The sequence below is a fragment of the Xanthomonas populi genome (assembly GCF_002940065.1).
GTDB classification, from domain to species: domain Bacteria; phylum Pseudomonadota; class Gammaproteobacteria; order Xanthomonadales; family Xanthomonadaceae; genus Xanthomonas; species Xanthomonas populi.
Window position 1 is genome coordinate 38,070 of the sequence record NZ_MDEJ01000005.1, and the last position, 26,193, is coordinate 64,262.

General features: G+C 65.1%; 21 protein-coding genes and 2 pseudogenes. 17 read left to right on the forward strand and 6 right to left on the reverse strand.

What is annotated here, in order from left to right; translation table 11 throughout:
• Nucleotides 1-36 precede the first annotated feature (36 nt).
• From XpopCFBP1817_RS01645 to XpopCFBP1817_RS01690, 10 genes are all read left to right on the forward strand, one after another.
• Complete coding sequence (locus XpopCFBP1817_RS01645) at nt 37-2,898, forward strand: ligand-binding sensor domain-containing diguanylate cyclase (RefSeq protein WP_128415703.1); 2,862 nt, start codon at nt 37-39, stop codon at nt 2,896-2,898.
• 250 nt (nt 2,899-3,148) lie between these two features.
• Nucleotides 3,149-5,233, forward strand: a complete 2,085-nt coding sequence (locus XpopCFBP1817_RS01650; RefSeq protein ID WP_128415704.1) for a putative bifunctional diguanylate cyclase/phosphodiesterase — start codon at nt 3,149-3,151, stop codon at nt 5,231-5,233.
• Between the two features lie 125 nt (nt 5,234-5,358).
• Nucleotides 5,359-6,483: a flagellar biosynthesis protein FlhB gene (gene flhB, locus XpopCFBP1817_RS01655; RefSeq protein WP_128415705.1), complete on the forward strand. Its 1,125-nt coding sequence runs from the start codon at nt 5,359-5,361 to the stop codon at nt 6,481-6,483.
• Nucleotides 6,480-8,552 (forward strand): flagellar biosynthesis protein FlhA, encoded by a 2,073-nt coding sequence (gene flhA, locus XpopCFBP1817_RS01660; RefSeq protein WP_128415706.1) that lies wholly within the window; start codon nt 6,480-6,482, stop codon nt 8,550-8,552. The genes flhB and flhA overlap by 4 nt, the downstream gene beginning before the upstream one ends.
• Nucleotides 8,553-9,272: 720 nt before the next feature.
• Entirely contained in the window at nt 9,273-10,952 is a 1,680-nt protein-coding gene (flhF, locus tag XpopCFBP1817_RS01665; protein WP_128415707.1) for a flagellar biosynthesis GTPase FlhF, read from the forward strand.
• Nucleotides 10,939-11,823 (forward strand): MinD/ParA family protein, encoded by an 885-nt coding sequence (locus XpopCFBP1817_RS01670; protein ID WP_128415708.1) that lies wholly within the window; start codon nt 10,939-10,941, stop codon nt 11,821-11,823. The genes flhF and XpopCFBP1817_RS01670 overlap by 14 nt, the downstream gene beginning before the upstream one ends.
• Nucleotides 11,820-12,593, forward strand: a complete 774-nt coding sequence (locus XpopCFBP1817_RS01675; RefSeq protein WP_128415709.1) for an RNA polymerase sigma factor FliA — start codon at nt 11,820-11,822, stop codon at nt 12,591-12,593. Before XpopCFBP1817_RS01670 ends, XpopCFBP1817_RS01675 begins: the two co-directional genes overlap by 4 nt.
• Nucleotides 12,594-12,616: 23 nt before the next feature.
• Nucleotides 12,617-13,009 carry a chemotaxis response regulator CheY gene (gene cheY, locus XpopCFBP1817_RS01680; protein WP_167393784.1) on the forward strand — a complete coding sequence of 131 codons (393 nt, stop codon included), beginning with the start codon at nt 12,617-12,619 and terminating at the stop codon, nt 13,007-13,009.
• Complete coding sequence (locus XpopCFBP1817_RS01685; protein ID WP_128415710.1) at nt 13,009-13,635, forward strand: protein phosphatase CheZ; 627 nt, start codon at nt 13,009-13,011, stop codon at nt 13,633-13,635. The genes cheY and XpopCFBP1817_RS01685 overlap by 1 nt, the downstream gene beginning before the upstream one ends.
• Nucleotides 13,636-13,637: 2 nt before the next feature.
• Complete coding sequence (locus XpopCFBP1817_RS01690) at nt 13,638-15,305, forward strand: chemotaxis protein CheA (protein WP_128415711.1); 1,668 nt, start codon at nt 13,638-13,640, stop codon at nt 15,303-15,305.
• Between the two features lie 148 nt (nt 15,306-15,453).
• Here XpopCFBP1817_RS01690 and XpopCFBP1817_RS01695 read toward each other — a convergent pair whose 3' ends face one another.
• Both XpopCFBP1817_RS01695 and XpopCFBP1817_RS01700 read right to left on the reverse strand, forming a co-directional pair.
• Nucleotides 15,454-15,753: a HigA family addiction module antitoxin gene (locus XpopCFBP1817_RS01695; RefSeq protein ID WP_023903908.1), complete on the reverse strand. Its 300-nt coding sequence runs from the start codon at nt 15,751-15,753 to the stop codon at nt 15,454-15,456.
• 9 nt (nt 15,754-15,762) lie between these two features.
• Nucleotides 15,763-16,041, reverse strand: coding sequence for a type II toxin-antitoxin system RelE/ParE family toxin (locus XpopCFBP1817_RS01700; protein WP_128415712.1), 279 nt, complete (start codon nt 16,039-16,041; stop codon nt 15,763-15,765).
• A 535-nt stretch (nt 16,042-16,576) separates the two neighbouring features.
• On the opposite strand from XpopCFBP1817_RS01700, the gene XpopCFBP1817_RS01710 reads away from it, so the two are divergent.
• The 7 genes from XpopCFBP1817_RS01710 (at nt 16,577) to XpopCFBP1817_RS01740 (ending at nt 23,066) form a co-directional block, all read left to right on the forward strand.
• A complete protein-coding gene (locus tag XpopCFBP1817_RS01710) occupies nt 16,577-17,317 on the forward strand; it encodes a flagellar motor protein (protein WP_128415714.1) in 741 nt (246 codons plus the stop codon).
• Nucleotides 17,318-17,324: 7 nt separating this feature from the next.
• Nucleotides 17,325-18,314, forward strand: coding sequence for a flagellar motor protein MotD (motD, locus tag XpopCFBP1817_RS01715; protein ID WP_128415715.1), 990 nt, complete (start codon nt 17,325-17,327; stop codon nt 18,312-18,314).
• Nucleotide 18,315: 1 nt separating this feature from the next.
• Entirely contained in the window at nt 18,316-19,098 is a 783-nt protein-coding gene (locus XpopCFBP1817_RS01720; RefSeq protein WP_128415716.1) for a ParA family protein, read from the forward strand.
• Nucleotides 19,095-20,258 carry a chemotaxis protein CheW gene (locus XpopCFBP1817_RS01725; protein ID WP_128415717.1) on the forward strand — a complete coding sequence of 388 codons (1,164 nt, stop codon included), beginning with the start codon at nt 19,095-19,097 and terminating at the stop codon, nt 20,256-20,258. Before XpopCFBP1817_RS01720 ends, XpopCFBP1817_RS01725 begins: the two co-directional genes overlap by 4 nt.
• Nucleotides 20,259-20,361: 103 nt before the next feature.
• On the forward strand, nt 20,362-20,670 hold the full coding sequence (locus XpopCFBP1817_RS01730; RefSeq protein ID WP_128415718.1) for an STAS domain-containing protein: 309 nt from the start codon (nt 20,362-20,364) through the stop codon (nt 20,668-20,670).
• Nucleotides 20,667-21,032, forward strand: coding sequence for a response regulator (locus tag XpopCFBP1817_RS01735; protein ID WP_002806565.1), 366 nt, complete (start codon nt 20,667-20,669; stop codon nt 21,030-21,032). The genes XpopCFBP1817_RS01730 and XpopCFBP1817_RS01735 overlap by 4 nt, the downstream gene beginning before the upstream one ends.
• Before the next feature lie 33 nt (nt 21,033-21,065).
• Nucleotides 21,066-23,066 carry a chemotaxis protein CheA gene (locus XpopCFBP1817_RS01740; RefSeq protein WP_128415719.1) on the forward strand — a complete coding sequence of 667 codons (2,001 nt, stop codon included), beginning with the start codon at nt 21,066-21,068 and terminating at the stop codon, nt 23,064-23,066.
• A gap of 119 nt (nt 23,067-23,185) precedes the next feature.
• Here the strand turns inward: XpopCFBP1817_RS01740 and XpopCFBP1817_RS01745 are convergent.
• From XpopCFBP1817_RS01745 to XpopCFBP1817_RS01760, 4 genes and pseudogenes are all read right to left on the reverse strand, one after another.
• Nucleotides 23,186-24,032, reverse strand: a pseudogene (locus XpopCFBP1817_RS01745) (IS3 family transposase); the annotation flags it as partial.
• A pseudogene (locus tag XpopCFBP1817_RS01750) lies at nt 24,032-24,211 on the reverse strand (hypothetical protein); the annotation flags it as partial. The pseudogenes XpopCFBP1817_RS01750 and XpopCFBP1817_RS01745, both read right to left, overlap by 1 nt.
• A gap of 6 nt (nt 24,212-24,217) precedes the next feature.
• Complete coding sequence (locus tag XpopCFBP1817_RS01755; protein ID WP_128415720.1) at nt 24,218-24,712, reverse strand: hypothetical protein; 495 nt, start codon at nt 24,710-24,712, stop codon at nt 24,218-24,220.
• 36 nt (nt 24,713-24,748) lie between these two features.
• Nucleotides 24,749-26,193 (reverse strand): phospholipase effector Tle1 domain-containing protein (locus XpopCFBP1817_RS01760; protein WP_208619527.1); only part of this gene is annotated, 1,445 nt, incomplete at its 5' end.

Genomic DNA, 26,193 nt, shown 5'->3' on the forward strand with positions numbered 1-26,193 from the left:
AGGTCGTCGAGCCGGCGCGCGCCGTTTGCCGCAGCGTTGCTGTTGGCGTTGCTGTCGTTGGCCGATCTGGCCAGCGCGCAGAGCGCGAGCATTCGCCGCTACGCCCACGACCAGGGCTTGCTCGGGCTGGCCGGCACCTGCCTGCTGCAGACCCGCGCCACGCTGTTATGGGTCTGCACCGAAAGCGGGCTGTATCGCTTCAACGGGCGCAGTTTTCAGCAGGTGATGCTGGGCGGCCTGCGCAACGAACGAATCACCTCGATGACCGAAACCGCCGACGGCACGCTGTGGGTGGCCGGTTTTCAGGCGCTGTTTGTCGGTGACGAACACGGCTTTCGCAAACTGGCGCCTGATGAGGCCGAGCATCTGCAGGAAGATCTGCTGCTGGCCAGCCCGCCGTGGGGCACGGTACTGGTCAATGGCGGCACGCTGGAGCGGCTGAGCGCACGCGGCAATGGCCGCTGGCATAGCGAACCACTGCTGGATACCGCCACCCGCATGCGCGTGCCCGAGGTGTCCAAGGTGCTGAGCCTGTCGGTGGATGGCGACAGCTTGTGGGCCGGCTGCGCCAAGCGGCTGTGCGCCATCGATGCAACGCGCAAGGTGCAGGTGTACGGGCCAGCGCAAGGCGTGCCGGAAGATCGCTGGTACAGCGTGCTGCGCGATCACGACGGTGCCTTGTGGGTCCGTGGAACCGGCACCCTGCTCTACCGTGCGCCAGGCGCAACCACCTTCAGTGTGCGGCCGCTGCCGTTGCTGGATGGCAGCACCATCGGGCAGCAAGCGCCGCTGGTGCTCGATCGCGAAGGACGTGTCCTGGTGCGCTGCAACGACGGACTGGTGCGCTGGGAAAACGGCCAGTGGCGTAGTTTCGGCACCGACAACGGGCTACCGCCGGGCAGCAGCGATGCCATCGTGGTAGACCGCGAGGGTGATATCTGGATGACCGTGGACGGCGAAGGCCTGGTGCGTTGGGCCGGCTACGAATGGATCGAGAACTGGGACGCCTCGCAAGGCATGCCGGCTGCGCCGACCTGGTCGATCGCCCGCGATGCGCAGGGCGCCCTGCTGGTCGGCAACGAACACGGCGTGGGTCGCCAGGCCGACCCCAAGGGGCGCTTTGTTGCCGCCTTACCCAATGCCGGGATCCAGATCGTCGGCATGGCGCGCAGTGCCGACGGCAGCCTGTGGACACTGAATTCGGCCGGCTTCGTGCGGCGTCATTGGCCCGATGGCCGCAGCGCGGAGATCGCCAAACTTCCGCGCACCGGGCAGCGCCTGACCATCGACCGCCAGGGCCGGCTGTGGGTGCTCACTGCCGGCGGCCTGTTGATACTCGAACGGCCGCTGGAAGGCGGCACGTTGCACGCGGTGAGCCAGATGCCGGCCATCGCCTACACCGATATCCAGCAGACCGCCGACGGCACGCTGTGGGTGTCCAGCGCCAACGGCCTGTTTCGGCTGCAGGGCGCGCGCTGGTCGAAGGTGAAGGTGAAGGTCAATGGCGGCAGCTCCGACCAGTGGATCAACAAATTCCATATCAGCGACAGCGGCGACGTGTGGCTGGCGTTCTATCGCGCCGGGCTATGGCACGGCATGTTGCTGGACGAAGAAGTGCATCTGCAGGCGGTCAGCGATGAAGCGCTTGCCGACGTCAGCGTGTACCAATTACGCGGCGACAGCGTCGGCCGGGTCTGGGTTGGCCATGCGCGCGGCGTGGAGGTCTATGACGGCGAGCACTGGGCGCATCTTTCGCAATCGCAGGGGTTGATGTGGGACGACGTGTCCGAAGCGGCGTTTGCCGAAGATCCCGATGGCTCGGTCTGGATCGGCACCGCGCGCGGGGTGAGTCATCTGCGCGATCCGGCGCGCCTGTTCGATCAACGCCAGCCCAGCGTGCGCATCGATAGCCTCAGCCGCAGTGGCGTGCCGGTGCAGCGCGGCCAGTTGCTCGGCTGGAGCGACAAGCCGCTGCATATCGAGTTGTCCAGCATGGAGGTCTACGACGACCCCAGCCGGCTGACGGTGCGCTACCGCCTGCTCGGTCTGCACACCGAATGGATTCAGAGCGACACGCTGTCGATCGACCAACCACCGCTGCCGTCCGGGCATTTCCGGCTGCAGGTGCAGCTGCTGGACCGTTACCGACGCACCGCCTCGCCGATTGCCGATCTCCCGTTCGCAGTGGCGCCGTTGTGGTGGCGCAGCCCGCCGGCGATCGCGCTGTATCTGCTGATCGGCAGCGCCCTGCTGGCGGTTTTGTGGCGTTGGAGGCACCGTCTTTTGGTGGCGCGCGAACGCATGCTCGCCGAGCTGGTCGCCGAACGCACCTATCAGCTGGAGCGCGAAAAACGCGAGCTAGAGAGCGCCCGCGCGGCCCTGGCATTGAAGGCCAGCCACGACGCACTGACCGGCCTGCTCAATCGCTCCGGCGTGCTCGACGCGATGGCCGAAGAACTGCAGGCCTGCGCCCACGGTGCGCATCCGTTGGCGGTAGTGCTGATCGATCTGGATCACTTCAAGCTGGTCAACGACGAGCACGGGCATCTGGCCGGCGATGCGGTGCTGGCCAAGGTCGGCGCGCGCCTGACCGCCTGCCTGCGCGATTCGGACCGCGTGGGCCGTTACGGCGGCGAAGAATTGCTGCTGTTGCTGCCGGGCATGTCGCAACACAGCCAGCACCGGCTGCGCGCCATCCACGCAAAGCTCAGCGTGGCGCCTTATGACGTGGGCGCCGCACGCCCGTTGCCGGTGACCTGCTCGGTCGGTGTGGCCTGGTTCCGGATCGGCGACACGGCGGCCACGCTGCTGGCGCGTGCCGACGAGGCGCTGTACCGGGCCAAGCGGCACGGACGCAATCGCATCGAACCGGAAGAACCCGAGTCGTCGGTGGCGTGAGGCGCGCGCGATAGCGGGCAAGCGCGCTCGTGTTGCAGTCGCAACGGGATGTCGGCGGCACCGACGCAGCAGCGCACGTAGCCATCTGCCGCCGTCTTCCAGCGCCACCTTCTTTACCGCGCAACGCGCGCAGCTGGCTGACGGCACGTCACCGATTTGATAACCGCAGTGCTTCCACAGGCTCAAGAAGTCGCTGCTGGGGTCGCTAAATCGTTGGGCAGGCGCGTCTTTCGACGCAGGAAGTGGATGGATGGTCGGAACCTACAACCTTGGCATGGTGATGTTGTCGCTAGTGGTGGCCGTGTTGGCCTCCTACACCGCGCTGCATCTGGCCGCACGCACCATCGACAGCCGTGGCGGCGGCGCTATCGCGTGGCTGGTGGGCGGCGCGATCGCCATGGGCGGCGGCATCTGGTCGATTCACTTCGTCGGCATGCTGGCGTTTCGCCTGCCGATTCCGCTGGGTTACGACCTGGTGCTGACGTTCTGTTCGATGCTCGCCGCGATTGCGGCGTCGGCATTGGCGCTGTGGCTGGCTTCGCGCGCCGAGCTGCCCTGGCCACGGCTGGGCATGGGCGCGGCGCTGATGGGACTGGGCATCGCCTCGATGCATTACATCGGCATGGGCGCGCTGCGCATGTCCCCGGCGATCACTTACGACCCGTTGCTGTTCGGCCTGTCCATCGCGATCGCCATCGCGGCCTCCGCGGCTGCGTTGTGGATCGCGTTCCGGCTGCGCCACGGTGGCCGCCGCTACAGCCTGCGCCTGATCGCCGCCTCGATCATGGGCATGGCGATCGTCGGCATGCATTACACCGGCATGGCCGCCGCGCAGTTCGCGCCGGGCAGCATCTGCAGGGCGGCAACAGGGGCGCATCTGCCGTTTTCGTGGCTGACCGCGGTGGTGCTGCTCACGCCGGCCCTGCTGGTGCTGGCGCTGGTGATCTCGGTGCTATCGCGCCGCTTCCAGGAGCGCACCGACGTACTGGCGCAATCGCTGGCGCAGGCCAACGCCGACCTGGCGCTGGCCGCCCTGCACGACCCGCTCACCCGCCTGCCCAACCGCTTGCTGCTGCATGAGCACGTGCTGCAGAACATCGAGCGTGCGCAGCGCGACGGCCAGCACTTTGCGGTGATGCTGATCAATCTGGCCGGTTTCAAAGCGTTCAACGACGGCTACGGCCATCAGTTCGGCGATCAGTTGTTGGTGGTGGTGGCCGAGCGTCTGAGCGCGCACCGTCGCGCGCAGGGCAGCCTGGCGCGGCTGGGTGCGGACGAATTCGTGCTGGTGGCCGATATCGCCGACCCCGAGGATGCCGCCGCCATCGCCGCGCATCTGCTGCAGGCGTTGGCGGTGCCGTTTCTGGTCGGCGACCAGGAGCTGCGCCTGAGCAGCAGCGTCGGCATTGCGCTGTATCCGGAAGACGCCGGCAGCGAGCATCAGCTGATGACGCATGCCGATGCCGCCATGCGCCACGCCAAGCAGGCCGGCCGCAACCGCTACAGCTTCTTCGAGCGTTCGATGACCGGCACCACCCGCGAGCGCCTGCAACTGCTGCAGGATCTGCCGCGGGCGCTGGAGCTGGGCCAGTTCGTGCTGCACTACCAACCCAAATACTGCGCCGACGACGGCCGCCCGATCGGCGCCGAGGCGCTGATCCGCTGGCAGCATCCCGAACGCGGACTGGTGCCACCGGACAGCTTCATCCCATTGGCCGAACGCAGCGGCATGATCGGCCCGCTCGGCAGCTGGGTGCTGGAGCAAGCCTGCCGGCAGATGCGCGCCTGGCGCGAAGCCGGGCATGGCGATTGGCGGGTGGCGGTGAATCTGTCGGCCACTCAGCTGGCCTCGCCCAGCCTGCTGGACGAAGTGGCCACCACGCTGAGCGAGTACGCCATCGCCCCCGGCCAGCTCACCCTGGAAATCACCGAGAGCATGGCCATGCGCGACGCCGATGCCTGCCTGCGCACGCTCGGCCAGCTGAACGCGCTGGGCGTGCGCATCGCCATCGACGACTTCGGCACCGGCTATTCCAACCTGCTCTACCTGCGCAAGCTGCACGCGCACGAACTCAAGATCGACCGCAGCTTCGTGCAGGCGATGGACACCTGCGCCGAAGACATCGCCATCGTCGCCGCGGTTGTCGCACTGGCGCACACCATGCGGCTGCAGGTGGTGGCCGAAGGCGTTGAAACCGCCGCCCAGCGCAACATGCTCGAACGCCTGGGCTGCGACCAGCTGCAAGGCTATCTGCTGGGCCGGCCGATGGACGCCGAGCGCTTCATCGCAACGGTGGTGGCCCAACGCGACGGCCCGCGTCGTCTGGCCAGCTGAGCTCGCCGGCAGACTGCGCAAGCCGACCGAAGCCGCGGGGGTCTGGAGAGGGCTGCGCCGCGTTACCGCAGCGCAACTGGAACGCCGCTTGCATGAGACAGGGCTGACAAGTCACCGGCACCTCCATGTCCGAGTCCGAAGACGGCGGCGAACGTACAGAACTTCCCACCGAAAAACGCCTGCGCGAAGCCCGCGAACAGGGCAACATCCCGCAGTCGCGCGAGTTGTCCACCGCTGCGGTGTTCGGCGCCGGCGTGTTCGCACTGATGGCATTGGCCAGCGGCATCGGCGACGGCGCGAGTGTCTGGATGAAGAACGCACTCAGTCCGGACCCGAAAATGCGCGAAAACCCGATGGCGCTGTTCGGCCATTTCGGCGACCTGCTGCTGCAACTGTTGTGGGTGATGGTGCCGCTCATCGGCATCTGCCTGGCCGCCGGCCTGGCGGGCCCACTGCTGATGAGCGGGCTGCATTTTTCCAGCAAGGCGATCATGCCCGACCTCACCAAGCTCAGCCCCATGAGCGGGATCAAGCGCATGTGGGGCAGTCACGCCCTGGCCGAGCTGGTCAAGTCGGTGCTGCGGCTGCTGTTCGTCGGCCTGGCCGCCAGCCTGTGCATCTCCAAAGGCCTGCACGGCCTGCGTTCGCTGGTGAACCAGCCGCTGGAACAAGCCGTCGGCAACGGCCTGGACTTCACCAAGAGCCTGCTGTTCTACACCGCCGGCGCCTTGGTGCTGCTGGCCGCCATCGACGCGCCCTACCAGAAGTGGAACTGGATGCGCAAGCTCAAGATGACTCGCGAAGAGATCAAGCGCGAGATGAAGGAAAGCGAGGGCAATCCGGAGGTGAAGGGCCGCATCCGCCAGATGCAGATGTCGCAGCGCCAGATGATGGAAGCGGTGCCCAAGGCCGACGTGGTGCTGATGAATCCAACCCACTACGCGGTGGCGCTCAAGTACGAAGGCGGCAAGATGCGCGCCCCGATCGTGGTGGCCAAGGGCGTGGACGAAATGGCCTTCCGCATCCGCGAAGTCTGCGAACAACACCGGGTGTCGATCGTCACCGCGCCTCCTTTGGCACGCGCCTTGTATAGGGAAGCTCACATTGGCAAGGAAATTCCCGTGAGACTCTATTCGGTCGTGGCCCAGGTACTTTCCTACGTCTACCAGTTGCGCGGCTGGGACGGCGGCCCGATGCCGGAATTGCCGTCTCTTGAAGTGGATGAGTTCGGCAAGGGAGCCAGCGCATGAGCGCCCAACCCGCCCCGTTGAATGCTCGTCGCATCATGGAGTTGCTGCGCAACGGCCTGGGCGCCCCGCTGGCGCTGATGGCCATGCTGGCCGCACCGGTGCTGGATGCCTTGTTCACCTTCAACATCGCCATCTCGCTGATGGTGCTGCTGGCGGTGATCTACGTGCAGCGCCCGCTGGAATTCACCATTTTCCCGATCGTGCTGTTGATGACCACGATGCTGCGCCTGGCCCTGAACGTCGCCTCCAGCCGCGTGATCCTGATCAACGGCCAGGACGGCCACGCCGCCGCCGGCAAGGTCATTGAAGCATTCGGCCAGTTCGTCATCGGCGGCAATTACGCAGTCGGCATCGTGGTGTTCGCGATCCTGACCATCATCAACTTCGTGGTCATCACCAAGGGTGCCGGGCGCGTGTCGGAAGTGACCGCGCGCTTCATCCTGGACGCCATGCCCGGCAAGCAGATGGCGATCGATGCAGACCTCAACGCCGGTTTGCTGACGCGTGAGGAAGCCAAGGCCCGTCGCGAAGAAGTCCGCGAAGAAGCCGACTTCTACGGCGCGATGGACGGCGCCAACAAGTTCATCCGCGGCGACGCCATCGCCGCCATCATGATTTTGTTCATCAATCTCATCGGCGGCATGGCGGTGGGCATGTTCCAGCACGGCATGAGCTTTGTGGATGCCGCCTCCACCTACACCCTGCTGTCGATCGGTGACGGTTTGGTGGCGCAGCTGCCGGCCTTGCTGGTGTCCTCCTCGGTCGCCTTGCTAGTGACCCGCGCCTCGCGGGCGCAGGACATGCGCGGCGCCATGATCAGCCAGGTGTTCGGCCAGCACCGCGCGTCGGCGGTGGCTGCGGCCATCCTGGGCCTGGTCGGTCTGGTACCGGGCATGCCGAACGTCGCGTTTTTGACGCTCGGCCTGATCCTGGGTGTGATCGCCTGGAAAATGTACAAGCGCAGCCTGGTCATCCCGCCCACCGGCGACCCCGCCACCGACCCCAAGGCCGCCGCGGCCGCCACTGCCGCACAGGCCAGTTCGGAACTGAGCTGGGACGAGCTGCGCCCGATCGACCCGCTGGGCCTGGAAGTGGGCTATCGGCTGATCCCGCTGGTGGACAAGAATCAGGGCGGCGAACTGATGGCGCGCATCAAGGGCGTGCGCCGCAAGCTCACACAGGACATCGGCTTTCTGGTCCCCCCGGTGCATATCCGCGACAACCTGGAGCTGTCGGCCAACGCCTATCGGCTGCTGGTACACGGTGTGCCGGTGTCCACCGCCGAAATCTATCCCGATCGCGAACTGGCGCTGGACCCGGGCGGCGCGCTCGGCCAGCTCGACGGCATTCCCGGCAAGGACCCCGCCTTCGGCCTGGATGCCACCTGGATCCAGCCGCATCAGCGCGCCTATGCCGAATCGATGGGCTACACCGTGGTCGACCCGGCCACCGTCATCGCCACCCACCTGTCGCACCTGATCCGCGAACACGCACCGGAACTGCTCGGTCACGAGGAAGTACAGCAGCTGCTGGCGACCCTGGCCAAGACCGCGCCGAAGATGGTCGAAGATCTCACCCCCAAGGCGCTGCCGTTGTCGGTGGTGGTGCGCGTATTGCAGAACCTGCTGATCGAGCGCATCCCGGTGCGCCAGCTGCGCAAGATCGTCGAAGCGCTGGTCGAACACGCCCCGCACAGCCAGGACCCGACCACCCTCACCGCCGCGGTGCGCACCTCGCTGGGCCGCTTCATCGTGCAGGAAATCGCCGGCATGTCGGCCGAGCTGCCTGTCTACACGTTGGCCCCGCAGCTGGAGCGTGTGCTGCAGGAATCCACCCATGGCAACGGCGTGGCGCTGGAACCCGGCCTGGCCGAGCGCCTGCATCAAAGCCTGGCAGATTGCGTCGGCAAGCAGGAAGCCCGCAACGAACCGGCGGTGGTGCTGGTGCCCGGCCCGGTCCGCGCCGCGCTGGCGCGCCTGGTCCGCCACAGCGTGCCGACCCTATCGGTACTGGCGTACAGCGAAGTGCCCGAAGACAAGCGCCTGAAGCTGGTGGGTACGATCAGCTGAGCCAGCCGACAGACCGGCGCGTGCGCAAACGCCGGTGCGTCCTTTCTGATCACTCGCTGGAACTCGCTTTTTGTCATCTCTGATCACTCGTTGGAACTGGCTTTTTGTCGTCGCCAGATCCTGCCGACGGCAACGCAGTGTCGAGCGCGACCAAGTGCCCTGGCTCCGTAGGAGCGACCCCGGTCGCGACGCGGCACTCACGCAAAAACATGAGCACCCGGAATCGCGTTCAGGCGTCCGACCAGCCCGCCAGCGAGCGCGCCTAGGACAGCGACCGACCGCAGAACCCCAGCGCCAGAAAGCCGCCACTCGTCCACAGATCCAACCGATTGCATGCCACGGGCGGTTTCGCGGCTTTCAGCACGTTCCAAAGCGTGGGGTCTGGCCAGACCACCCACCCCGCCACATCACAGCGCCAACGCCTAACAAGCCCACGGAAAAGTCAATCAATCCATTGACTTGCAGCCAGGCGGCCGCGTCCAGAGCACGCCCTGCGCTCCGTTCCGAACCTGCGGATCTGCGCGCCGGAAACCCAGCACCGCGTTTTGGCACGCCGCGTGCATTAGCTCTGGCGAGACCGCAGACAGCTTGATCGCTGCGGGGCGTAGCAGGACTTGGAACAACCGAACGGGACAGGCAACTCATGACGCTGGCAACACACCCACATTCATCGCGCACCCGTCCGGCGTCCTGCGGGTCCCGTTCTTGGAGGCACTTCGCATGAAAATCAAACGCTTCGTTGCCCCGGACATGCGCACCGCATTCCGCATGGTGCGTGAAGAGCACGGTCCGGATGCCGTGATCCTGTCCAACCGCCGTACCGCCGAAGGCATCGAGATCGTCGCTGCCAGCAACTACGACGAAGAACTCGTGCAGCGCGCTCTGGAAACCGCGCGCTCCGAGACCTCGGCTGCGGCACAGATCGAACAGGCGCCTGCCCAGCATGCGCCGGTCCAGCACACCCCGGCCAGGCCGGCCGCGCCGGTCCACGCCCCGCTGAAGCCGGCCAGCGACGCCGACAGCAGCCAGCGTCAGCGCGTTGCCAGCGCTGCCGACGACATGATTGCCGCGATGGCGCTGCGCCAGCCGGTCAACGTGCGACGCCCGGCGGCAGTCGCCGCACCGGTGCGGACTGCCAGCGCCCCATCGGCTGCCGCCCAGGGGCTGGCCCACGCCTTTGCGGTTGCCGCCGCACCGCGCCAGGAACACGCGCTGTCGGCAGTGCCGGAACAACTATTCGCCGACTTCCTGACCACTGCGCCGGTACAGGCACCGGTGCACGCTGCCCCGGTGCAGGCACGCACGCCGATCATGGCCGCCGCTCTGGTCACTCACGCCTCTTATGGGCAGGACGACGACGAGCAGGACGACGCCAGCTTCGACATGGACGACGCCCTGCCGCAGATCCTGCCGCCGGCCGCGTTGCCGCCGCTGGTGGTCGCCCCGGTCGCCCTGGCCGCCGTGCCGGTCGCCGCCGCACCGTTGCCGCAGAACGACGAAGAACTCAAGCAGCTGCGCGGTGAGCTGGCGCTGATGCGTCAGATGATCGAGCGCGAAATGAACCGCCTCACCGACGAGCGCCTGCGTGGCTCCCCGGTGCGTGCGCAGGCCCTGGAGCTGATGGACGACTATGGCTTCGACGCCGGTCTGATCCGCGATGTGGCCCTGCAGATCCCCGCCGATACCGAATTGCACCGCGGCCGCGGGCTGATGCTGGGCTTGTTGTCAAAGCGTCTGCAAGTGGCCCCGGTCGACCCGCTGGAACGTGGCGGGGTGATCGCCCTGGTCGGCCCGACCGGCGCCGGCAAGACCACCACCATCGCCAAGCTCGCCCAGCGCTTCGCCGCCCAGCACGCCCCGCGCGACGTGGCGCTGGTCACCACCGACACCCAGCGCGTCGGCGGCCGCGAGCAGCTGCACAGCTACGGCCGGCAGCTCGGCATCGCGGTGCACGAGGCCGACAGCGCCGAGAGCCTGCTGGAACTGCTCGAGCGCCTGCGCGACTACAAGCTGGTGCTGATCGACACCGCCGGCATGGGCCAGCGCGACCGCGCCCTGGCCGCAGAGCTGAATTGGCTGCGCGCCGCACACCAGGTCACCTCGCTGCTGGTGCTGCCCGCCAACGCCCATTTTTCCGACCTCGACGAGGTCGTACGCCGCTTCGCCCACGCCAAACCCCAAGGCGTGGTGCTGACCAAACTCGACGAGACCGGCCGCTTCGGCAGCGCCTTGTCGGTGGTGGTCGACCACCAACTGCCCATCACCTGGGTGACTGACGGACAGCGGGTCCCCGAGGACCTGCACCGCGCCAATGCCGCCAGTCTCGTTCTTCGTCTTGAAGATTTACGGCGCGCTGCCGATAAGCCCTGTACTCCGGAGTACAACCATGCAGTCGCGTGAATACGCCAAGCTGACCAACGCCTTCCCCCTGACGGCGACCCGTCCCGAGCCCTTGGGCCCGGTACGCACCATTGCCGTGACCGGTGGCAAGGGCGGCGTGGGTAAAACCAATATCTCCGCCAACCTGGCGGTAGCCCTTGCCGAGATGGGCAAGCGCACCCTGCTGCTCGACGCCGACCTTGGCCTGGCCAACCTGGACGTGGTCTTGGGCCTGTCGCCCAAGTTCACCCTGGCCGACCTGATCGCCGGCCGCTGCACGCTGGACGAAGTCATCATCGAAGGCCCCGGCGGCGTGTTGGTGGTTCCGGCCGCCTCCGGTCGCCGCCACATGGCCGAACTGGCCCCGGCGCACCACATCGGCCTGGTCAACGTGTTCTCCGAACTGGAACGCGACCTGGACATCATGGTCATCGACACCGCCGCCGGCATCACCGACAGCGTGCTGACCTTCTGCCAGGCCGCCCAGGACACCGTGGTGGTGGTCTGCGACGAACCGGCTTCGATCACCGACGCCTACGCGCTGATCAAGGTGCTCTCGCGCGAACGTGGCGTAGACCGCCTGCAGATCATCGCCAACATGGTGCGCGACCCCAACGAAGGCCGCCTGCTGTACGACAAGCTGTCGCGGGTCTGCGAAAAATTCCTCGGCGACGTGTCGCTGAACTACCTCGGCCACGTGCCGCAGGACGACTGGCTGCGTCTGTCGGTACAGCGTCAGCAACCGGTCATCAAGGCCTACCCCAGCAGTCCGTCGGCGCAGGCCATTGCAGAAATCGCACGCCGCACCTCGCGCTGGCAGGCACCGAGCGTGCCCCGCGGCAACGTCGAATTCTTTGTCGAACGCATCATCCAACGGGGGGTTGCAGCATGAGTACCGCTACCGCTACCGCAAACACGGCCACCGCGCAGTACCGTGCAGTGCAACGCAACAACGCCAACGACATCGTCACCCAGCACGCCGATCTTGTTCGCCGCATCGCGCACCATCTGGCCGCGCGCCTGCCGGCGAGCGTGGAAGTGGACGATTTGATCCAGGCCGGCATGATGGGCCTGATCGAAGCCTCGCGCAGTTACGACGCCGAGCAGGGCGCGTCGTTCGAGACCTACGCCTCGATCCGTATCCGCGGCTCGATGATCGACGAGATTCGTCGTGGCGACTGGGTGCCGCGCTCGGTGCACCGCCGTGCCCGCGACGCTGCCGCTGCAGTACGCAAGATCGAGCAGCACACCGGCCGCGCCGCCGCCGCCACCGAAGTGGCCGCTGCGATGGAAATGCCGCTGCCCGATTACCTGCGTCTGATGGAAGATGCCGCCCGCGGCCAGGTGCTGAGCCTGGAGTCGCGGATCGAAGATCACGGCGAGTTGGACACCACCGCCAAAGGTGGCCCCAACCCGCAGCAAATGATGGAGCGTGGCGAATTCGGCCGCGAGCTAGGCAAGGCCATCGGTCAATTGCCCGAGCGCGAGCAGCTGGTGCTGTCGCTGTATTACGAACAGGAATTGAACCTGAAGGAAATCGGCGCCGTGCTCGGTGTCAGCGAGTCGCGTGTGTGCCAGATCCATGGCCAGGCGGTGGTGCGTCTGCGCGGCCGCCTCAAGGTCTTCGAACTGGCCGATGCCGGTGTCGAAATTGACGAATAATTTTTTCGTGTTAGGAGCTTGATGTGAACAAGAACATGCGGATTCTGATCGTGGACGACTTTTCGACGATGCGACGTATCGTCAAGAATCTGTTGGCGGATCTCGGCTTCACCAATACTGCGGAGGCCGAAGACGGCAACAGCGCACTGGCTGCCTTGCGGGCCGGCCCGTTCGATTTCGTGGTGACCGACTGGAACATGCCCGGCATGACCGGTATCGACCTGCTGCGCAACATCCGCGCCGACGCCAAGCTCAAGCACCTGCCGGTCATGATGGTAACCGCCGAAGCCAAGCGCGAGCAGATCATCGAAGCCGCCCAGTGCGGCGTGAACGGCTACATCATCAAGCCGTTCACCGCGCAGACGCTGGAAGAAAAGCTGGGCAAGGTGTTCGAACGTCTGGCGGCGAACGCCTGATGAACGCCACCATGGAGACCAACGCCGAACGCGCCGCATTGATCGAACGCCTGCAAGGCGCGCTCGATGCACTGGAAAGCGGTGACGAAGCCGCATGGAAGCGCGAGGTCGATCACCTTGCCGCCTTGCGGACCCGCCCGATGATGCAGGGCCTGAGCCGGCTCGCGCGCGAACTCGGCCAGGCGCTGGGCGAACTGCCCACCGTGCCCGAAGAAGCCGGCGAACTGGACGATGCCTGTTCGCGCCTGGACCACGTGGTGGAAATGACCGAAAAGGCCAGCCATCGCACGCTGGATCTGGTCGAAGAATGCCGTGAGCTGGCCAACCAGCTGCGCGACGGCGGCCTCAATCAGGACCAGGGCGCGCTGATGGACAAGATGCGCCGCAACCTGACCGAACTGTCGCTGGCGCAGAGCTACCAGGACCTTAGCGGGCAGATCATCCGTCGCGTTGCCGGCATCGTGCGGCGCGTGCATGAAGGCTTCGGTGCGCTCGGCCTACCGCCGAAAAGCACCGAGCCGAAGAAAGACGACGGCGGTCTTGCCGGTCCTGCAGTCAAGGGCCTGGACCGTCACGCGGTGTCGCAAGACGACGCCGATGACCTGCTGTCCGGATTGGGGTTGTAACCATGAGCGCTGTTCCAGACGATATTGCTGCCGATTTCATCGTCGAGGCCCAGGAAATTCTGGATCGCCTCGGCGAACAGCTGGTCGCGCTGGAACAGGCACCGGACGAAGCCGACCAGCTCAACGCGGTGTTCCGCGGTTTCCACACGCTCAAGGGCGGCGCCGGCTTTCTGGCGATCAAGCCCATGGTTGAGCTGTGCCACGCCGCTGAAGAAACGCTCGGCATGGCACGCTCCGGCCAGGCGGTGCTGCAGGCGCATCACTTCGATGCTGCGCAGCAGTCGCTGGATTATCTGCAGGCCATGCTCGATGCGATGGGCTCGGGCGAAACCGTACCGCATGCACCGGCCTCGCTGATTGCGCAGTTCGATGCCAAAAGCGGCCCGCCGGCCGTCAAGGCCGCACCAAAAGCCGCTTTGGCCGCCGTGGCCGCCGTGGCCGCAGTTGCCCACGCCGGCGGACACGCACCGGCGCCCGGCGCCAAGGCCGCGCCCAAGGCCGCTGCAAAAGGTGCCGAAGCCGAACAGACCGTGCGTGTGGACACCAAGCGGCTGGACGCCATCGTCAACCTGATCGGCGAACTGGTGCTCTCGCGCAATCGCTTGAAGACCCTGCGCACCCGTCTGCGCGATGAAGAACTCGACCGCGCGGTCAGCGTGCTCGATATCGCCACCGCCCGATTGCAGACCGCGGTCATGCGCACCCGCATGCAGCCGGTCAGCAAGGTGTTCTCGCGCTTCCCCAAGGTGGCCCGCGATGTCGCGCGCACCTTGTCCAAGGAAGTGGAGCTGGAGCTGATCGGCGCCGAGACAGAACTGGACCGTAACCTGGTCGAAGCCCTGGCCGATCCGCTGGTGCATCTGGTGCGCAACGCGATCGACCACGGCATCGAGTCCCCTGCCCTGCGCGAAGCCACCGGAAAACCGCGCAGTGGTCATGTGCGCCTGTCCGCACAGCAGGAAGGCGACTACGTCAGCATCGAAATTCAGGACGACGGCGCCGGCATCGACCCCGAGCGCCTGCGCGAAATCGCTCGCAACAAGGGCCTGATCGACGCCGAAGCCGCTGCCCGTCTGAGCACCGACGAGTGCCTGCATCTGATCTTCATGCCGGGCTTTTCAACCAAGGCCGAAGTCACCGACATCTCCGGCCGTGGCGTGGGCATGGACGTGGTGCAATCGCGCATCCGCGAACTGAGCGGGCAGATCCAGATCCAGTCGGAACTGGGCCGCGGCAGCCGCTTCATGATCCGCGTGCCGCTGACCCTGGCGATCCTGCCGACCCTGCTGGTGCAGGCCGGCGAAGCGGTCTATGCCTTGCCGCTGGCCCGCGTGGTCGAAGTGCTGCATGCACCACAGACCTCGCTGGGCTGGTTCGACGGCCGCGCCGTGCTGGACCGTCGCTCGCACACCCTGCCGCTGATCGACCTGCGCCGCTGGCTGGGCGTGCCCGCCGAGCAACCGCCGCTGCTGACCGTGGTACTGCTGCAGGCCGGCGAAACCCGCTTCGGCCTGGTGGTGGACCAGGTCCGCGGCCGCGAGGAAGTGGTGATCAAACCGCTACCGCGCGCCCTGCGCGGCCTGCCCGGCTACGCCGGCGCCACCCTGATCGGGGATGGGCGCATGGCACTGATCCTGGATGTGGATGGATTGCGCTCCAGCGATCATTGAGGTTTGGGATTCGGGATTCGGGATTGGGAAAATCGGGAATCGGGAATCGGGAATCGGGAATCGTCATTACGATCTTGGTCGCATGAGTTGATGACAACGGCTGCGTATTGCGGCCTTTGTCGTTTCCACGCGTCGCCTCGCCGAGAACCTAGGCCGCCACACGCGGCTGCACGTTGCGCTCGATCTCGCTGCGGTTGGGCAAGGTCTTGAGTTCATACGTGGCCTGCAGCGCGAGCCAGGACGCCGCATCGCCACCGAAGTGGCGTGCAAGCCGCGCTGCGGTATCGGCGCTGATGGCACGCTCGCCATGCACGATGCTGTGGATGCGCGTTGCCGGTACATCCAGCGCCCGCGCCAGGCCGTTGATGGTCAGCCCCAGCGGCAGCATGAAATCTTCCCGCAGGATTTCGCCAGGATGGATGGCGCGCAGTTTGTTGGTGAGTCGCATGGCAACACCTCAGTGGTAATCGACAATCTCAACGTGCTCGGGGCCGGCGTCAGTCCAGACAAAGCACACACGCCATTGGTCATTGATGCGGATGCTGTGCTGACCTGCACGCGTACCCGCCAACAGCTCAAGCCGATTGCCCGGCGGGCTGCGCAAGAACTCCAGCGTCTGCGCCGAATCCAGCAATTGCAGCTTCCGTTCGGCCGCTGCCTGCATGGACCGAAATTGCCGCAGGCTAGCGCCTTCGAACAAGGCGCGTGTGTGCTTGCATCGAAACGACTGGATCATCCTGATCACCCTCATTACGTCAAACGGAATATATTACGCGGAGCATAATGCCGCAAGGGATCCGTACCCTCCCCCCCCCCCGCTCCGCTCCGCGCCCCGGGCGCTCCAAGGCACGCGCGCCCATGCCGCGCAAGCTGTGCCTCCTCGCCCGGGGGAAGAGGAGCTTCAGGCAACTTCTTCATTACCGCGTTCATGCCTTTTCGAAGTCACAGCAACAACGTACCGATGCGGTAGCGTGGCCGGGGATTGGCAGAGAGCGGCACACGGATGTGCCGCGCGGCGAGTCAGACAGGATGTCTGACCGAGCCGAGGAGCCGATCCCCGGCCGGGCTGCCGCCGCTTACCGAAGCCGGGGACTCGCAGGCGAGGGCCTGGTCGTACCCTGAAAAACCGTACCCTCACCCCAACCCCTCTCCCGGCGGGAGAGGGGCTTTAAGCCAGCAGGAAATGGGCCTTCAGCCCCAAACGACAACTTTCTGGCGCTTCAACCAAGCGCGCCTATCAAGTCCGCCGCGCTTGGGCCGATACCGCTTGCATGGACAGACTCAGCATTATCGGACTGCTGCTCGCGATCGTGGCGATCGTGGGCGGTAGCGTATTGAAAGGCGCCGGTATTTCGTCGCTGTGGTCGCCGGCTGCCTTCCTGATCGTGATCGTCGGCACCGTGGCGGCAATCCTGCTGCATACCTCGCCGGCAGTTTTCCGGCGCGCCTTCAAGATCCTGCGCTGGGTGATCCAGCCGCCGGCCAGCGACCGCCCGCAGTTGCTCTCGCGCATCGTCGAATGGAGCAACATCGCGCGTCGCCAGGGCCTGCTGGGCCTGGAAGATCAGCTCCCGCGACAGGACGACGCATTTTTGCGCAAGGGCCTGCAGATGCTGGTCGATGGCGTGGAACCCGAATCCATGCGGCATATGCTTGAAATCGAAGTGGACAACCAGGAGCGTCAGGATCTTGCCGCCGCCAAGGTGTTCGAAGGCATGGGCATCTACGCGCCCACGCTGGGCATCATCGGCGCGGTGCTGGGGCTGATGGCGGTGATGAAGAATCTGGCCGACCCGGCCATGCTCGGCCACGGCATCGCGGCGGCATTCACCGCCACCATCTACGGCATCGCCTCGGCCAATCTGTTGTTTCTCCCGGTCGCCGTCAAGCTCAAGAGCGTCATCCATTGCAGCACGACCGAGCGCGAAATGGTGATCGAAGGCTTGATCGCGATCGCCCAGGGCGAGAACCCGCGCAACATCGAGTCGAAATTGGCCGGATACTTGCATTAAACTCGTCATGGCACGCCGTCGCAAACATCACGAAGACCATGGCAACCACGAAGCGTGGGCGATTCCGTATGCCGATCTGATGACGCTACTGCTGGCGTTCTTCGTGGTGATGTACGCCATTTCCTCACTCAACCAGAGCAAGTACAAGGTCGTGGCACAGGCGTTGACCAGCGCGTTCGGTGGCTCGTCCAACGCCGCAAGCCCGGTGCAGATCGGCAAGACCCAGACCCTGGGCGCGGACTACAACCGCCCATCTGTGATCAACGCTGGGGTGACCAAGGCCGGCACGCCGATGGCAGCCTCCAACGGCCCCACCGACCCCACCCTGCTGCCGTCCATGGCCGCGCAGATGCGCATGCCGGTGTCGTTGCGCAACCAGAGCGAACTGGCGCGCGCGCAGCGGCAGATGGATGCGGTCGCCCAGCAGCTGAGCAAGACGCTGTCGCCGCTGATCGACAAGAGACTCATCACCATCCGCCGCAACGATCTGTGGATCGAAGTGGAGATCAACAGCGACATCCTGTTCGGCACCGGCTCGGCCGCATTGGCCAGCACTGCCCGCGACACGCTGTCTACCCTCGCCTCCGTCTTGCGCGATGCGCCCAACGGCGTGCGTGTGGAGGGCTATACCGATAACCAGCCGATCGCAACCGCACAGTTTCCCTCCAACTGGGAACTGTCGGCCGCGCGCGCCGCCAGCGTGGTGCACTTGTTTGCCGACGACGGCGTCGCCCCGCAGCGATTGGCGATGGTGGGCTATGGAGAATTCCGCGCACGTGCCGATAACAGCACTGAGGCGGGACGGAATGCGAACCGGCGCGTGGTGCTGATCATCCTCGCTGATTCGGCTGGCTCACTCGCACCCGATCCGCCATCGCAGATGCATGCGACCGCCGCCGGGGCGCCCAAGCTTCCCAAGTCTGACGGCGGACAAACGGCCGTCACCACCGAAAGCGGCACAAATTCCGTCCCCGCCGTAAATCAAGGAGTGCAGTGAGATGCGTATCTGGGCAATCGCCAACCAAAAGGGCGGCGTGGGCAAGACCACCACGACGCTGGCACTGGGTCGTGGTCTGGCCGCGCTCGGGCACCGGGTGCTGTTGGTCGACCTCGATCCGCACTCATCGCTCACCCGCGCGTTCGGCGTGGCGGTGGACCCGCCGCCGCGCGGGGTACTGGAGCTGTTCGGCACCCCGCCGAGCGACCTGGCCAGCCTATTGCACGAAAGCGCCATCCCCGGCTTGTCCTATGTGTGCGCGCAAGCCGCACTGGCCACGCTGGAACGCCGCAGCGCCAACCAGCCCGGCCTGGGCCTGGCATTGCAGAACGCGATGAGCCGCCATGCCGGCCAGCACGACTACATTCTGTTGGACTGCCCGCCCACGCTCGGCCTGCTGATGATCAATGCCCTGGCTGCCTGCGACCGCGTGGTGGTGCCAACCCAGGCCGAGCCGCTGGCCCTGCATGGCCTGGCCAGCATGGTGCGCACCGCCGATATGGTGCAGCGCTCGCGTCGCCGCCCGTTGCCGGTGTCGATCCTGCCGACCCTGTTCGACCGCCGCACCCGCGCCGGCACCGACACGCTCAAGGAAATGCAGGCCACCTACGGCGCAGTCGTCTGGGAAGACGCGGTGCCGGTGGATACCCGTATCTGTAACGCCGCTGCGCTGACCGTTCCCGCCACCGGCAGCGACTATCAGGGCCGCGGCCTGTCTGCCTATCGCCGCGCGCTGGAATGGGTGCTGGCCGATGACGCGCTGCCCATGGAGCAAGCCGCATGAGCAACCACACCGCCAACGGTGAGCTCGACGATTATCTGGAAGGCCTGCTGCACGATGCCGGCGTAGAGATCCCCGCTGCCGTCACTGCCGACGTCGCCACGGCCAACATCGCCGCTGCAACGGCGCTTGCCGACGCGGATGTCGCGCTGGCAGAGCCGCCTGTGCAGCTCGCCGCTGCGCCGCAAGTCATGACCGCCGTGTTCAGTGCCGAAGCGATTGCCGCCGATTTTCTGGCTGAAATGGATTCCGACCCGGCCTTCGGTCCGCCAGTCGTTGCCGCACCGGCCGCACCGAGCGCTGCAGACATCGCCGCCGATTTCCTCGCCGAAATGGACGCCGACCCGGCCTTCGGTCCGCCCGTGGTTGCCGCGCCAAGCGCTGTAGACATCGCCGCCGATTTTCTCGCAGAGATGGACGCCGACCCGGCATTCGCCACGGCCGCGCCCAGCCCGTTCATGAGCACGGCCGATCTGATGGCCGAAATGGACGCAGACCCGGCCTTCGGCACTGCGGTTTCCAGCGTCGATCTGCTGGCTGCCGACCTGTTGTCGAAGATGGATGCGGACCCGGCGTTCGGCCTTACCGCACCGGCACCGGCACCGCCGACACCTGCGCGCCCGGCGCCAGCACCGATGGCGCCGCACCGCGCGCCACCGGCACCGGCCTATGCGCAAGGCCTGCAAGCGCTGTTGGCGCCCGGCCAGGCCGAACGCATCCATGCCGAACGACGCGCAAGCGAACGCAGTACGCGTTGGCTGCGCCTGCGCTGCGGCGAACAGACCTATGCGCTTGAATTGCTCAAGGTGCAGGAAGTCGTATTGCCGGTGCCATTGCTGCCATTGCGCGGTACCGCTAGCGCGATGCTCGGCATCATGAATCTACGCGGCCAGGTGGTGCCGGTCATGGATCTGGGGATCCATCTGGGTGCTTGCGCCGTGGACATGGATCTGCACACACGCGTGGTGGTGCTGGAAGAAAACGGCGAAACCATGGGCCTGCGCGTGTCGGCGGTGGAAGACGTCACCAGCCTCACCGATCAGCAGATCGAGCCACCGGACAACGCACGCCTGTGCCGCATTTCCAACAACCTGTTCCGCGGCGTCGCACGTCTGGGCCATCAACCCATGATCCTGCTCGATGCCAGCCATCTGCTGCATTGATGCATCGCATCGCTGACGCGCACATGCACGCACACCGATCCAACGTTAAAGCTTTCCCGCCCCCCGCCGTTAGTACGCATAGAACCGTCCGTTCGGAGCAGCAATGAGCACAGTGATATTGGGTGAGGATCTCGGCATCGAGACCAGCACCGACCTCAAGCAGAAGCTGGCCGCAGTCCTCGCGGAGGATGGCGAACTGGTGCTTGACGCCGGTGAAGTCCGCCGCATCCATACCGCCAGCGTGCAGTTGCTCTGCGCCTTCGTGCAGGCCCGCCGCCAGGCCGGGTTGAGCACCGAGTTCGATGGCTGCAACGACACTTTTAGAGATGCGGTCCGTCTGCTCGGCGTCACCGACGCGCTCGGACTTTCCGCATCCAATGACAACCTGAAATCTGTGGAGAACGCCGCATGAGCGCACGTATCTTGGTGGTGGACGATTCGGCGTCAATGCGCCAGATGGTCTCTTTCGCCCTCACCTCTGCCGGCTTTGCCGTCGAAGAAGCCGAAGACGGCGCCGTTGCGCTGGGCCGCGCGAAGGGCCAGCGCTTCAATGCGGTGGTGACCGACGTGAATATGCCCAACATGGACGGCATCTCGCTGATCCGCGAACTGCGTCAGCTGCCGGACTACAAGTTCACCCCGATGCTGATGCTCACCACCGAATCGGCGGCCGACAAAAAGTCCGAAGGCAAAGCTGCCGGTGCCACCGGCTGGCTGGTCAAGCCGTTCAATCCAGAACAGCTGATCGCCACCGTCCAGAAAGTTCTGGGTTAATTCTCTCTCGCTTCACGATCGGATTTCGCACCCATGAGCATGGACCTGCAACGTTTCCACGCCACCTTTTTCGAGGAAAGCCGTGAAGGGCTCGACGCGATGGAGGCCGGACTGCTTTCCCTTGAAGAGGGCAACCGCGACCCGGAAATCATCAACTCGGTGTTCCGCGCCGCGCACTCGATCAAGGGCGGCGCTGCCACCTTCGGATTCGAGGCCGTCGCCGGCCTGACCCACGTGCTGGAGACGCTGCTGGACGAACTGCGCTCCAACAAGCGACAGCTCGACCCCAACGCGGTCGATGCCATGCTGGGCTCGGTCGACGTGCTGCGCGCCCTGCTGCGCGAAGCCGAACACGGCACCCCGGCCGACCCGGCTGCGGTCAAGGCCGTGCACACCCGCTTGAACGCGGTGCTGGCTGGCGAAGCACCGGTGGCTGCAGTCGTTGCCAAGCCGAAGGAAGAAGAACCCGAAGCCTGGCACATCGGCTTTACCCCGGCGCCGTCGCTGTTCATGAGCGGCAACGACCCGCTGCGCATCATCCGCGAGCTCGAGCATCTAGGCCCGTTGCAGATCGCCGCACGTCTGCAGCGCATGCCCGGCTTTGAAAACATCGACCCGCTGGAAGCCTATCTGGCGTGGGATCTGGGCCTGATCGGCAAGATTCCGCGCAGCAAGATCGAAGACACCTTTGCCTGGGTGGTGGACGATTGCGAGCTGGATATCCGCCCGATGGCGGTACCCGGGCCACCGCCGAGCCTGGCGGTCGATGCAGCTGACCCTGCCGCCGTCGCGGTTGCACCGACCGCCGCTGCAGAACCTGCCGCCGCCGCTGCCACGCCTGCCAAGGCCGCCGCTGCCGAAGCCGAGAGCTCCATCCGCGTTAGCGTCGACAAGGTCGATGCACTGATCAACCTGGTCGGCGAATTGGTCATTACCCAGGCTATGCTCAAGCAGGTGTCTGCCGGTCTGGATCCGGCGCATGCCGAACAGTTGTTCGCAGGTCTGGATCTGCTGGAACGCAACACGCGCGATCTGCAGGAAGCGGTCATCGGCGTGCGCATGCTCCCCGTCGATGCGGTGTTCCGCCGCTTCCCACGTCTGGTACGCGACCTCTCCAGCCGCCTCGGCAAGCAGGTGCGTCTGCGCACCATTGGCGAAGGCACGGAGCTGGACAAGGGCCTGATCGAAAAAATTGCCGATCCGCTGGTGCACCTGGTGCGCAACTCGATCGACCACGGTCTGGAAATGCCCGAGGATCGTCGCGCCTCCGGCAAGGACGAGACCGGCACCATCACGCTGGCTGCCTCGCACCAGGGTGGTCACATCGTGATCGAAGTCAGCGACGACGGCCGCGGCCTCAATCGCGCCAAGATCCTGGAAAAAGCGGCCGAACGCGGCATTGCCGTGCCGGACAACCCGACCGATGCGCAGGTGTGGGATCTGATCTTCGCACCGGGGTTCTCCACCGCCGATGCGGTGACCGATCTCTCCGGTCGTGGCGTGGGCATGGACGTGGTTCGCCGTAACATCCAGGGCCTGGGTGGCGAAGTGCAGCTGGAAAGCAACGCCGGCAGCGGGACCCGCGTGTTGATCCGTCTGCCGCTGACCCTGGCCATTCTCGACGGCATGACCGTCTCGGTGGCTGGCGAAACCTTGATCCTGCCGCTGGCCTATTTGCTGGAAGCACTGCAACCGGCGCCGGAAGATATCCGCTCGATGGCTGGCGACGGCCGTGTGTTGCGGGTGCGTGGCGAGTATCTGCCGATACTTTCGCTCACCAATTACTACGGCTTCGGCGGGCAGCAGTCTTCGCAGGAACCGTTGGTGGTGGTGGTCGAAGGCGACGGCCAGAAGATCGCGCTGGAAGTGGACGAATTGCTCGGCCAGCAGCAGGTCGTGGTCAAGAACATCGAAAACAACTATCGGCGTATCCCGGGCGTCTCTGGCGCCACCATCCTTGGCGATGGTCGGGTTTCGCTGATCGTGGACATCGGTGGCCTGGTGCGCTCGTTGCGCGTGCCGCAAGCCGCGTAAGACGCCAAGCCGCGCAACAAGAAGTGCAGCGTATTGCTTTCTCCCGCCGGGAAAAGGTGCCGCGACGGGGCGGATGCGGGTAAGAGCCGACGTTCCCCCGCCCTGAGTAGCGGTCAGGTTTAGAGTCCGGGGGGAACGATTGCGGTGTTGGCCAGATCTTGGGCATAAGCAGCAGGTGCAATGCCGCCGAGTGCGTTCTTGGGCCGGTCTTCGCTGTCTTCGCGTCGCCAGCGCGCGATCTCGGTGCGCGCATGCAACAACGTTGGGAACCAGTGCTCGTTGAGGCATGCGTCGTGTAGCCGGCCGTTGAACGATTCGACGTGGGCGTTCTGGTTCGGTTTGCCCGGCTGGATCAGCCGTCACTGTACGCCACGGGCATGTGCCCAGGCGACCATCGCCTTGCCGTGCACCTACCTGCCGTTGTCAGTGCGGATCACTTGCGGCAACCCACGTCTGATGGCAAGCCGGTCGAGTACGCGCGTCACCCCGTCGCCAGAGAATCACGCGCTCCACGTCGAGGGCGAGCGCTTCGTGTGGTGCATCATCCACGATCACCAGGCACTTGATGACTCGTCCTTAGGCAGTGCGGTCGAACACGACGTCCATCGACCACACCTGGTTAGCCTGCGCTGGCCGCAGCAGCGGCTGGCGCTCGCCCAGGGGTACCTTCTTGCGTTTGCGGCGCCGGACTTGCAGCTGCTGCTCGCGGTACAGCCGCTCTACACGCGTGTAGTTCACGAGGCGTCCTTCCTGGCGCAGTTTGAAATAGATCATCCCCGCGCCATAACGGCGATGGCGATGCGCCAACGCAACAATGCGCTCGCGCAGTTCGCCATTGCGATCTTCGCGTGGGCAGTAGCGCAGCGCACTGGCGCTCATGCCGATCGCTGCAAGGGCGCGACGCTCGCTGGCACCGCACCCAATCCACTCGCGCACCAGCGCACGACGCGCCGCTGCACTCACCATCGTTGCGCATCCAGCTGCTGCTGCGCGCGGCGCTGGCCGCGCATTCTGTCCTGCCAGCCGTACGGGCCGGCGGTGTCCACGTCCTCGGCGCCGATGTCGCCCAGCGGCGTGCCCTCGGCGCCGGCCGGGCGCAGGCTCAGGCTGCGGGCGCTGGCGGCGCTGCAATATATTGGCTCCACTGCAAACTATTTGTAGAGGCCTTTATAGGATTCCCATAAATCCCCCAAGAAACTCTTGTCGGGCTTGGTCTCGATCTTCTGCATCGGACGGCGGTTCAGATAGTGCTTGGATGCGACGAACGACCCGTACGCACCCTCAAGGCTGCTCTCTGCCATGCTGTCGTGGACATATTCAAGAAATCCACCATACAGCGCCTCCACCGCTGGCAGTCGCTTGCCAGGGTTGTTCCATATCCAATAAAGCGCTTGGCCTTGCGGATCGGTGACAAAGAGATTGGAGGCGACCTCTCCGTCGAGCTGTTTCTTTGCCTGTTGCATGTCGAAGCTATCCACCGAACGCGCGTTGCGTTCGAGGTACCTCAGTTCGGCTGCGATCTTGTCATACCGGCCTTTGGCGGCAGGGTATTTGGGGGCACCCAGCAACCAAGAGCCCGTTTGTTCATTGGCAGTCTTGGCGAATTGCTCGTACCACATCCGCAGCCACTGGATGTAGATGATCATATGCCCCTTCATCTGCTCCTGAATGTCCTTGGGCAGCTAGCGCACCACCAGCGGCTCCGGCGGCACATAACACTGGGTTTCCTGCTCGGCGGTGCGTTGGCCGGGCTTGGTGTAGGTGCAGACGTATGGCAGATTCAAGCGAATTACTGCGGGGCTGATTTCTTTGACATCCTCCACAAGCGCAGTAACGGCTCGTCTGTATTGGCGCTGGAATTCGTCAATTTCAGGAGTCGATGTCAGTTGCGAATGCAGCCCCGGGTTAAGTCCTCTCAACTCTGTCAAACTAGGCATCGGAATACCAGCTCCGTAAGCCCGGTTGTACATCATCTCTACCGGGTAACGTGCAAGTCCATCCAGCACACCCGCTTCCTGGGCTTCGGCACCTCCACCCACGTCCACCTGGCTTCCCGGGAACAAGAGCTCCTGACGATTTCCAGTTGCGCCCGGACTGCCGCCGATCATCGTCAATGGCTTGTAGAAGCGCAGCTCATGCGCCGCCGCATAATGCACGCAGCATTCGACCTCGGGCAGCAACGTCATCTCCGACGACACCTTGTTGCTGAGCGGGATGAATCCGGTCAGCAGGTTATCGTCGTAGCGATTCGTCACGCAATCGAACAGGCCCATAAAGCGGATCTTGACCTCGACCGCTTGGTAGCGGCCACTCGCGCAGATGTCGTCGATCAACAGCTTGCTGAACGCAAGCGCGATCCCGCCGCCCATGTCGTAGCCAAAGATCGCCACGTTGACCCTGTGCACCGGCAGCTTGGCCTTGGCCAATGCGAACGCGGCCTTGAAATCGGTCTCCGCCGACTTCAAACGGGTATCCACGCCCGTGTTTAACAGCGCCGCACCGAGGGTCGAGTCGCGGATCAGTCCGAGGCTTTCAGCCGCATAGCCAGCGGTATTCTTGGCCACGGCCGCGCCAGCATCCTTGGCTGCGCGCCACGGGTGCCTGACTACCTCTTTCCAGAGCGCACGCCATTCCTTGCGCAATGTTTTCCAGCCTTGCTTAGCCACTGTGGTAACGGGCTTCTGGACCGTTTTGACAATCTGCTTTCCTTGCTTCTTCGCGCGATCTACCACCTCGCCAGCGGTCCAGACCGCACGATGCGCGTAGGACTTGTCACTCAGCCGTTCGCTTTCCTTCCAGACATCCAGCACCGCGCCCTTGGCGATATCCTTCGGTGCGGAGCTGACCTTGTCCTCGATCTCCGTGCCGGCCTTGTCACCCAGGGCCGCTGCAAGTGCAGCGTTCTCGGGGTCGAACTCTGCGCCAAGGCCTGAGTAGTAAAAGCGACGTGCACTTTTGTCAACATCATCTATTAAAGCTGCGTATAACTTAGCTATATTGCTTGCCGGTCCGGATTTATCGCTATATCCGAAACCATCAAAGAAAAAACTTAAAGGAGCCTCTAAAAACCCCAGCAATCTGCCATCATTGACTTGACGCCCTGCCAGCGGAGAACGACAGACATGAT